General features: G+C 58.9%; 8 protein-coding genes and 1 pseudogene. 4 read left to right on the forward strand and 5 right to left on the reverse strand.

The features are described 5' to 3' along the window. Positions 1 to 505: 505 nt before the first annotated feature. Positions 506 to 1537: a hypothetical protein gene (locus OHD62_RS35320; protein ID WP_263792363.1), complete on the reverse strand. Its 1032-nt coding sequence runs from the start codon at positions 1535 to 1537 to the stop codon at positions 506 to 508. Positions 1538 to 1724: 187 nt separating this feature from the next. Next, positions 1725 to 1865, reverse strand: a complete 141-nt coding sequence (locus OHD62_RS35945; RefSeq protein ID WP_263792365.1) for a hypothetical protein — start codon at positions 1863 to 1865, stop codon at positions 1725 to 1727. A gap of 100 nt (positions 1866 to 1965) precedes the next feature. Between OHD62_RS35945 and OHD62_RS35330 the strand changes: the two genes are divergently transcribed. From OHD62_RS35330 to OHD62_RS35950, 4 genes and pseudogenes are all read left to right on the forward strand, one after another. Next, positions 1966 to 3027, forward strand: a complete 1062-nt coding sequence (locus OHD62_RS35330; protein ID WP_263792366.1) for an ABC transporter ATP-binding protein — start codon at positions 1966 to 1968, stop codon at positions 3025 to 3027. A gap of 351 nt (positions 3028 to 3378) precedes the next feature. Then, positions 3379 to 3807 carry a hypothetical protein gene (locus OHD62_RS35335; RefSeq protein ID WP_263792369.1) on the forward strand — a complete coding sequence of 143 codons (429 nt, stop codon included), beginning with the start codon at positions 3379 to 3381 and terminating at the stop codon, positions 3805 to 3807. 27 nt (positions 3808 to 3834) lie between these two features. Further along, the gene (locus OHD62_RS35340; protein WP_263792370.1) at positions 3835 to 5019 is read left to right on the forward strand and encodes a fumarylacetoacetate hydrolase family protein; all 1185 of its coding nucleotides are present in this window, start codon (positions 3835 to 3837) and stop codon (positions 5017 to 5019) included. Positions 5020 to 5063: 44 nt separating this feature from the next. Further along, positions 5064 to 5458: pseudogene (locus tag OHD62_RS35950) on the forward strand (nicotinate-nucleotide diphosphorylase); the annotation flags it as partial. Positions 5459 to 5954: 496 nt separating this feature from the next. Here the strand turns inward: OHD62_RS35950 and OHD62_RS35355 are convergent. The 3 genes from OHD62_RS35355 to OHD62_RS35365 all read right to left on the reverse strand — a co-directional run bounded on the left by OHD62_RS35355 (position 5955) and on the right by OHD62_RS35365 (position 9013). Next, entirely contained in the window at positions 5955 to 6806 is an 852-nt protein-coding gene (locus tag OHD62_RS35355) for a carbohydrate ABC transporter permease (protein WP_263792374.1), read from the reverse strand. Next, positions 6803 to 7606, reverse strand: a complete 804-nt coding sequence (locus OHD62_RS35360) for a carbohydrate ABC transporter permease (RefSeq protein WP_263792376.1) — start codon at positions 7604 to 7606, stop codon at positions 6803 to 6805. The genes OHD62_RS35355 and OHD62_RS35360 overlap by 4 nt, the downstream gene beginning before the upstream one ends. Positions 7607 to 7720: 114 nt before the next feature. Next, positions 7721 to 9013: an ABC transporter substrate-binding protein gene (locus OHD62_RS35365; RefSeq protein WP_263792378.1), complete on the reverse strand. Its 1293-nt coding sequence runs from the start codon at positions 9011 to 9013 to the stop codon at positions 7721 to 7723. Between the last annotated feature and the right edge of the window lie 271 nt (positions 9014 to 9284).

The following is a 9284-nucleotide window of genomic DNA, read 5'->3' on the forward strand; positions in this document are numbered from 1 at the left end:
TCACAATCTCGCAAGATAGTGCAGTGAATGTATTATTGGGCTCGATGACCGGCCGCCGCTTCATCGGCAACTGCAGGCAGAACGACGTGGAGTTCTGTGCGCTCATCAATGAATCAACATAGCGGGATACGAGTGCTTCGACGAGGAACTGCTGGCAGCCGCGCCTCAACTTCGCGCCATCCTCGTGATTGAGCTGCAGTTTGACTTAGCAGTTCTCCATTGGCGCTGGAAGCCACCGCAGAGTCATAGCTGGAACGAACGAGGGTCGTCCTCGCGACGGCACCTAGCATCTTGAGACGTGGGCCGGAAGGCTGGTGGGCAACTGGGAGGTTCGTTGCCCACCAGCTTCCTGTCTGCGCCGCAACACAGCCAGGATAACACGTGGTACCGAACTTTCGCTTCGTGGCCACGGCGAGGGCCGCGCTACTGTGCCGAAACCACTCGTTGGCGGCGATCACGAGCTGCGGAAAGGCCTCGAATTGCTGGCCGCCATTTCGGCTTGCGACTACTGAATATTGCCCAGTAGCGTGGTCATTGCAGCAGTCATGGCGCTAGCATATCTGTCGGGATCCTTCACCTCAAACAGGAAGCGATTTGTCTCCGCACTGGCGTTCGTCCACGTCGTCACGCCGTTCGCATCGCATTTGATGTCGACGGGGCGGAAGCCAAAAACCGCATCGTCTGCATTGGACCCCGCGATAATCTTGCCCGCCTTGTCCACGGTTTGGGACACCATGTGGAAAAAGCCGGCGGTGCACCACATGGCGCGATGGGCATGGAGGGTGTAGTAGCTCAACACATCGCTCCGCGGCGCCAACAGCGGCTGTAGGTAGCGCGAATCCGTTCTCGCCTCGAGGGAGTAGGTGAAGTAGCTTTGGAGGACGGACGACAACTTCGGCAGAACTTCGCTCTGCTTGAAACTGTAATAGGTGCCGAACCGCTGGCCCTTTTCCTCGAGGGGGTCATCCAATAGCGTCTCGTGGCACGGCATCCAGTAGATCGGGCACGGGATGTCGAACGTGGCGGCGTAAGCGGCCGCATTGAGCACGACGTTGTACTCCATATCTCCCTGCTTGGCGACATCGGGATGGCCCGTGCCCGCGTTGAGGTAGATCCCCGCACATTTGCTACGGAAAAGATCCGGATCAAGCTTGGCCGCAATGGCGAGATCGCGGCAGGAGCCGACGATGCTGATGTAGGCCGACCCTTCGCTGCCGCGGAGATAGTCGAGGAGGAACTGCGCGCCGGCGCGGTCGCGCCTGGGTAGGGCAGTAAGCGACGCCCGGTCATGCGTGTAGGGAATGGAGGAGCCGACCGCCATGTGGGTCGGCAACCCCGCGAGGTAGCTTAGCTGCGCAATGCCGGTGACGTCCGGACTGCGGCCTGGACGGTTATCGGGCGGGAAGTCGACCAGTACGCCGCCGAACTCGAGTTGGCCCGATGCGGCAAGAGCATAGACGCAAGCAAGGTCCCAGTGATCGTCCGGATCGAGATAGGGACGAAACAGGTCGGTCTGATGAAGCAGTCTTATGGTCATGCGAATCCTCGAGATTATTCTTTGACGCCCGACATCGCGACCGAGCCGGAGAAGAAGCAAACGCACGCTAGATCATTTCTTGCAAGAATGCAATAATCCAATATTGCTAAGCGCCTATGCCGTGTGATAGCAATGACGCAGCTTGAGGAGGCCGCATGTTCCAGCCCGGTAGAACTCCGCTTCATATTCAGCTCGCCGTGACGTCGGCAAAACGGTGGTGCCCGAGGCGCGCGTCGAGCATGTGTTCCGCTATGCGCACGTGTTCCCGCGCCGCGCTGCCATGCTTGTCCTCAGGCGCGATCGACGTGAGGCCACTGATCACGCGCACGTTCGAATTCGAAGACAGTGTTCAAGATGAAATCGCCGCATCCGCCCCAAAGGGCGAAGTGAAGATGCAGATTGCTTTGCCGGAATAGAGGGGATGCCAGTTGGCTCAAGTTACCGTCAGGAACATCGTCAAGCGTTATGGAAGCGCCCAGGTCATTCATGGCGTGAATGTCGACATTGCAGATGGCGAGTTCGTCATCCTCGTCGGTCCGTCGGGGTGTGGCAAATCCACCCTGTTACGCATGATTGCCGGTCTCGAATCAATATCGGGCGGTGAGATCAGCATTGGCGACCGGGTGGTGAACGATGTTTTGCCGAAAGACCGCGACATAGCGATGGTGTTCCAGAACTATGCGCTCTATCCACACAAGAACGTCGCCGACAACATGGGCTTTTCGCTCAAGATCAAGGGCAGGCCGAAGGCCGAGATCGACGCCAAGGTGAAGAAGGCGGCTGAAATTCTCGATTTGGGCAAGCTGCTGGACCGGTTTCCGAAACAGCTTTCGGGCGGACAGCGCCAGCGTGTAGCTATGGGACGCGCCATTGTGCGCGACCCGCAGGTTTTCCTGTTCGATGAGCCTTTGTCTAATCTCGACGCCAAACTGCGTGTGGCGATGCGTGTTGAGATCAAGGAACTGCATCAGCGCCTCGGCACGACGATCGTCTATGTCACCCATGACCAGATCGAGGCGATGACAATGGCCGACAAGATCGTGGTGATGAAGGACGGTATCGTGGAACAGATCGGCGCGCCGCTCGATCTCTACGATAATCCGGGGAATGTCTTCGTCGCCGGTTTCATCGGCTCGCCGGCCATGAACTTCATCAAGGGCAAGATCGAAGCGAAGGACGGCAAGCAGATCTTTGTATCGGACACCGGATCCGTGCTGCCGGCCGACGGGGCCAGGGCGCAGAACGGGCAGCCGGTCATCTACGGCATACGTCCCGAGCATATCGACGTCGCGCCAGACGGCTTGCCGGCAATTGTTTCGGTGCTCGAGCCGACCGGCTCCGAGACGCAGATCTTTGCCAAGCTCGGTGAGGACGCCATCGACGCCATCGTCAAGGATCGGCTTACCGTCCGTCCCGGTGAAGAGGTAAGGCTGAGGATCGATCCGCGCCGGATCCACATCTTTGACTCGCAAAGCGGCGCACGCCTGTGACCGAGCCGAACGTGGGCGGTCCTGACGGAGGCGCGAACGCGCCGCGGGTTACACATCAGTACAGGCGAACATCAGGGCGACCGCACGACCAATGCCCCTGCCCACGCCGATGACCACCTGGTATGGGATTGTGCCGGCGAAGAACGGCGGATGGCGAGGTGATTACGCAATGGCGGCCCGCGCCGCCTCCGGCTCGCTCGATCGGATGGCTTCGAAAACCGCGCGATGCTCTTCCAGGGGGAGCGGTGGCGGTCCGACGTCATCAGCATGCGGTGGACACGCTCGAGATGGATGCGAAACGATCCGACCGCCTCGCCGAAACGATCGAAGCCGACATTGGGTGAGCAGTTGATGGAATTCGACGTTCAGTTGGTACAAGCCGTTTCAGTCATCGGCTGCAGCAGCCGTCGACTGATAGCGAAGGTTCGCCTCCAGGGCGGCGAGCAGGCGGGGCGGTTGCCGGGACGCCGCTTCCGCCACGATGTCGCCTTCGATGGCACGGCGCATAAGCATGAACTGGCGTATCACTTTAAGCACTATCTTGGCCACAACCAGCCACGCTGGGGCTGGACCACGACCCAGCTGCTCGAACGCCAGTCAATTGATCGCCCCGGCGACCGGGAACTGCGAGACGCCGAATTGCTCGCACAGTGCCGCCTTGTCGATGGAGAAACCAGGCCCGAGCTTTCCTGGCATGATGGCCCTCCTGATCTCGTCTTAGACCTGGCTGGCCTTGAACTTGATATTCTGATCGATTTACACCCCGATCTTCTTGTTTGAACGAAACTCAAAACCCTGGACCGCCCGATGCCGACACTCGAACTGAAAGACTCCCTACCCGACGATCTTTACGCCGGTGCCCTCTTGGGCCGTGTCTGGCGGCCCGATCAGAACGGACCCGCAGTTGTCGCTGTCCGCAAAGATGGCGTGTTCGACATTACGAAGTGCTTTCCCACGTCGTCGTCGCTCTGTCAGGAGGAGAACCCTGCCAGGGCGCTACGAGAATCCGAAGGGCTGCGCCTCGCAGCGGTCGAAGAATTGCTGGCTAATACAGGAGAGGAAGGGCGGGACGAAAACCGGCCCTGGCTGCTTGCGCCGATCGACATTCAGGCGATAAAGGCGGCCGGGGTAACTTTCGCAGTCTCTATGCTGGAACGCGTAATCGAAGAGAAGGCCCGCGGCGACGCCCTCGCCGCGGTCGCGATCCGCAGCGAAATCACAAAGCTCGTCGGTGCCGATTTTTCCAAGCTCAGGCCTGGGTCGCCGGAAGCTATGCATCTCAAGGAGATCCTGTTGGCACAAGGGGTCTGGTCCCAATATCTCGAGGTGGGCATAGGCCTCGACGCCGAAATCTTCACCAAGGCGCCAATCATGTCGGCGGTTGGCACCGGAGCGGACGCCGGCATCTACGCCAAATCCACATGGAATAACCCTGAGCCCGAGGTGGTTCTAGCAGTGGCGTCCGACGGCCGAATCGTCGGCGCGACGCTCGGCAACGACGTGAACCTCCGCGATGTCGAGGGGCGGTCGGCGCTGCTACTTGGCAAGGCGAAAGACAACAATGCAAGCTGCGCGATCGGTCCCTTCATTCGCCTCTTCGACGACGATTTCACGCTCGACGATGTCCGCAACATGGAACTCACGCTAAGCGTGGATGGTCCCGAGGGATATCAGCTCAAGGGGTCAAGCTCGATGAGCAGGATCAGCCGCGATCCGGCCGATCTAGTCTCGCAGATGATCGGCCCGCATCATCAATATCCCGATGGCGCGGTGCTTTTCCTAGGAACCCTGTTTGCGCCGATCGAAGACAGGGACGAGCCGGGCAAAGGCTTTACCCACAAGGTGGGGGACATCGTCACCGTGGCTACGCCGCTTCTCGGCCGCCTGGTCAACCGGATGCGCCACAGCCAGGACTGCGCACCCTGGACATTCGGAGTCGCGCGCCTGATGAACCATCTTGCCATGCTGGGCAACCTAGAGAGGCCCGCATAGGTTACGGGTCCGATCGTCAGCCGCGATGGGAAAGGCGAGCGAGCGCCGGCGGCGGCGCCAATCACCCCTTCGGGCTCGATGATGCCGTGTCATCAAAGACAACCACTCGCCATTGCCGGCGACATCCGCGCGGCCATGAGCGGGCGCGTGCCGCCGTCGGCCATATGATCAAGATCAAGGTCGAGGTCGACACCCTGACCAATTGGAAATCGCGCTAGGCGCCGGGGTCGACGCCATCCTGCTAAACAATATGTCAATCGGGCAACTCACCCGGGCGGTCGCAATGGTCGACGGCCGTCCGACAAGCGAGGCCTCGGGCCGTATTACGCCGGTGACAGCGCCAGCCGTAGCGGCAACGCGGGTCGAACTCATTTCCGTTGGATGGCTTGCGCATAGCGATGGTAGCGAACTCCAATTTGGGTTTGAACAATTCACTTGAGATGGGTGGTACATGATCGATAAGAGACTGAGCTTCGACAGGCCCGACGCGCTTAGCTGAGTCAGACAGCCTCTCACAGGCTGTATTGCTAGGATACCTTGTGTCCATGCCTACATCGAATCGTACGACGCGGTGCACAAGGAACGCTCTCATCATCAAAGCAAGGGCGTAGATCCGCGATAGCCCTGCGCTTCGAACCGAGCGCCGCGGCAGCGTCGACCCCGATGCCCTTCTGTTTCCCAAAAAGGAGTGGTCACGCTCGAGCGTGACGACGCGAGTCCTGGCGATTGGACCGCAGGAACTGGTTGGCGTGCCTGAGCGCGGCAGCGTCACAACCTCGCCTCCACGCGCGAGTCCAAGTGACACCCTCATCGAGGAGATTGCGTTTGCCTTTGTACTGGTCTAGCTGGCGCTTCGCCATCTGAAATCGCCCAACCTGTGATCAGAAGCGGTGAAAGGAAGTCGCGTCTAGGTATGGTCATGCGAATCCTCCTGATTATTCTTTGACGCCTGCCATCGCGACGGAATCGGTGAAGTAGCGTTGAAACCCCAGCAGAACGACTGCGGGGATGAGGCTCAGAATGGTCGATGCTGCGAAAATCTGGCCGAAGTCGCTGCTGTACTGCCCCGCCATAAGGCCGAGGGTAATCGGGGCGAGGAACATGTCCTCGCGTGTCGTGACCAAAAGCGGCCAGAGATAGGCCTGCCATTGCCCATTGAAGAGGATGAGCCCGGCGGCGATGAGAGCCGGACGTGAAAGTGGCAGGAAAATCTCAAGGAAAATCCTTAGCCAGCCGGCTCCATCGACTTGAGCCGCTTCAATCAGCGAACGCGGTATGGCGAGGAAGAACTGCCGCAGTAGGAAGATCACTATGCCGTTGCCCACGAAGGGCATGATCAGTCCGATGTAGGTGTTCTGCAGCCCGGCGCGTGCGAAGATGGCCGATAACGGGACAGCCACGACCTCCTCGGGGACCAAAAAGCTGAAGACGATGATGACGAAGACGACCTCGCGGCCGCGCCACTGCATGGCGCTCAACGCGAAGGCTGCGGCTGCGCACACGAGCAGTCCCACGACCACCGTACATGTGGCCACGATGATCGAGTTGATCAATCCGGGCCGGAACGCTCCGCCGAGCGCGCTGCTAAAATTTGCCAGCGTCGGCCTTGGCGGAATGAAGCTGCCAATGGAAAGCGGGTCGAGCGACGTAAAAATCTCGCTACCAGGCCGGAGGCTTCCGGCAACCAGCCAGACGATCGGCAGCAGAAAGCCGGCGGCGACGGCGATACCAAACAGGAGCTGAACGATGCGCCCCGCCCCGGCCGAGTTTGTTTCTCCGGCGCTCACAGTTGCTTCTCCCGCGACAGCAACCGGAACTGGATGAGGATGATGACCATCATAATGACCATCAAGGTCAACCCTTCCGCAGCAGCCAATGGCAGGTCGTTGAAAAAGTAAGCCTGCTGATACACGTCGAACATAACGAGCTGCGTGCTGCCGCCGGGCCCGCCTCGGGTAAGCAAAGCGATCGGAGCGAACAGCAGAAATGCGGCCACCGTGTCAGCGACGATTACGAAGGCCAGCGGCCGACGCATCAGCGGGATAGTGATGTGCCACAGCGACGAAAACTTCCCAGCCCCATCAATCGCTGCCGCCTCATAGAGATCGCGAGGAATGTCCTTTAGTCCACCAATGAGGAACATCATCCAGTATCCGCATCCAATCCACGAGGTCATTACCGTGATCGACATCAGTGCCTGGTCTGGGGAAGAGAGGAACGGCTGGGCGCTCACGCCTAAAGACGCCAACAGAGCATTTGCCAGTCCCTGCGGGCGGTATGCAGCGCCCCACAGTATGGCTGCGACGCTCGATGGGATGAATACCGGCAGGAACACCAAGACTCGCAGCGAGGAGAAGATCCGTGAGTTTTCGGCAAACAGCAAAGCCAGGCCAAAAGCGATGGCCGTCTGCAGCGGCACGGTCACCGCGACAAAGGTTAGGGTGGCATGCAGAGTCTTGGCGAATGAAGGCGCCGTGAAGAGGAACTCAAAATTGTCGAGCCCGACGAATTCGCCGTACGGGCCAGACAAGCTCTGCTGAACAAGCCAGCCTGCTGGCAACAAACGAAATATGATGAGAGCAACCATAGCCGGCGCCAAGAAGAGGAGCGGCGCTATGGCCGCTCTCCATTTTGGACGTCGACTAATTATGGGTGCGGCCCTCACAATATATACCTCGGTAGCCGCTTCCATCGCCATCTCTTAATCCTTGATACGCTTGAAACTACGCTCGAGTTCACTTTGAAGCTGTGTAAACGTCTGAGCGGCGTCATTTCCGTTGCGGATATCGCTCCACGCACGCGTTACCAGCTCCTCCAATTGGAGATATCCCAGTGTACGCGGCCGCCGAATGGCCGTGTTCGCCAGCTCGTACTGCATCAGAGTATCGATGCCCTTGAGGTCTGGGTTTTGTTGGGGAATACGGCTCAGAATGTCCTGTGTAGCGCCTATGTTCGCAGACAGACCGCTACCGCCGGCGGCGACTACCGCCCCATCTTTATCCACGCCGGCGTAGTTCAGGAATTTTAAAGCCTGGTCGACGTTCTTGGTGTCTGCCGCCATCCCCAGATGGAATGATTCAGAAGGCGTCACCGCCTTGCCACCGGCAAAATACGGATGAGGCGCCGCTGCATAGTGAAGACCGTCGACCTTGTTGAATTCGGCGATGTTCCAAGGACCGCCAACAAGAAATGCAAGCCGGCCAGCTTTGAACAGGTCGCGCATCTCCTGGCTCTTGGTCGGAGCCCGCGAAGCCACGCCATCGGCGAAGATGCTTCCATACCATTTTCCTGCCTGCAGCCAAGCATCGTTGGCCACGTCCACGGTCAGCAAATCGTCACCCTTGACACCTGGCCCACCGCCAAGCGATTCCGGAAGGACCTGTAGCTGGTAGTAGCGATCGACTTGCTCGAAGCCGAAGCCCGTCTCGGCTCCGGCCGCCTGCGCCTTCTTGGCAAGCTCGATGACCTTGTCCCAGGTCATGCGCGCGTCGGGCGAGATACCCGGCGCTTCTACGCCGGCCTTGGCCAGAAGCCCTTTGTTGAAGAACAGGACCTGCGTTGACTCCTCCATCGGCATTGTCAGCATCTTCCCGTTATAATTAGCTCCCTGGATATCGCTAGGAAACAGTTTATCTTTGGTTTTTTCTCCAAAGGCGCTCGTCAAGTCCGCCAAAATGCCCAGCTTGGAGAACGTCGGAATATAAGTCGGGTCCACGAGGAAGACATCGATTCCGGAATCCCCCGTCCGGAAGCGCTGGAGTATCGTGTTTTGAAGGTCGGAAAAGGGCACACCTTCGAAAGAAATCTTTTCGCCAGACACCTTTTCGAAAGCATCGAAGAGTCCCTTATAATAGGTGCCGTCTCCCCAGCCGAAGACTCGCAGCTTCTGGTCCTGCGCCGCAGCCGTAAACGATCCAAGCAGTGGCAAAGACGACACCCCCAACATGCCGGTCAAGAAGCCGCGCCGACCTAAGCGATAGTCCATCATAGTCATCTTGTTTCCTCCCGTCCGTTCTACGGACCATATTAAGGGAACCACTCCCTTGACCTCGCAGAGAACGCTAAATGATTTCTTGCAAGAATGCAATATCCTAATATTGCCAACGCCCAGACTCTCTGATATGGGTGTCTCGGCTTGAGGAGACTGCATGATTCGGCCCGGTAGAACTCCACTTCATATTCAGCTCGCGGATATCATCCGATCTCAGATCGAGAGCGGCGTCTTCAATGCTGGCGATCAGCTCCCCACCGAGATGGAGCTGATG

The sequence above is a fragment of the Mesorhizobium sp. YC-39 genome (genome assembly GCF_025753795.1).
Classification (GTDB): domain Bacteria; phylum Pseudomonadota; class Alphaproteobacteria; order Rhizobiales; family Rhizobiaceae; genus Mesorhizobium.

Bases quoted from the DNA above. Each gene is read 5' to 3' on its own strand.
- OHD62_RS35360 (WP_263792376.1), bottom strand. From the start codon at position 7,606: ATGGTTGCTCTCATCATATTTCGTTTGTTGCCAGCAGGCTGGCTTGTT.
- OHD62_RS35335 (WP_263792369.1), top strand. From the start codon at position 3,379: ATGGAATTCGACGTTCAGTTGGTACAAGCCGTTTCAGTCATCGGCTGC.
- OHD62_RS35320 (WP_263792363.1), bottom strand. From the start codon at position 1,537: ATGACCATAAGACTGCTTCATCAGACCGACCTGTTTCGTCCCTATCTC.
- OHD62_RS35340 (WP_263792370.1), top strand. From the start codon at position 3,835: ATGCCGACACTCGAACTGAAAGACTCCCTACCCGACGATCTTTACGCC.
- OHD62_RS35365 (WP_263792378.1), bottom strand. From the start codon at position 9,013: ATGACTATGATGGACTATCGCTTAGGTCGGCGCGGCTTCTTGACCGGC.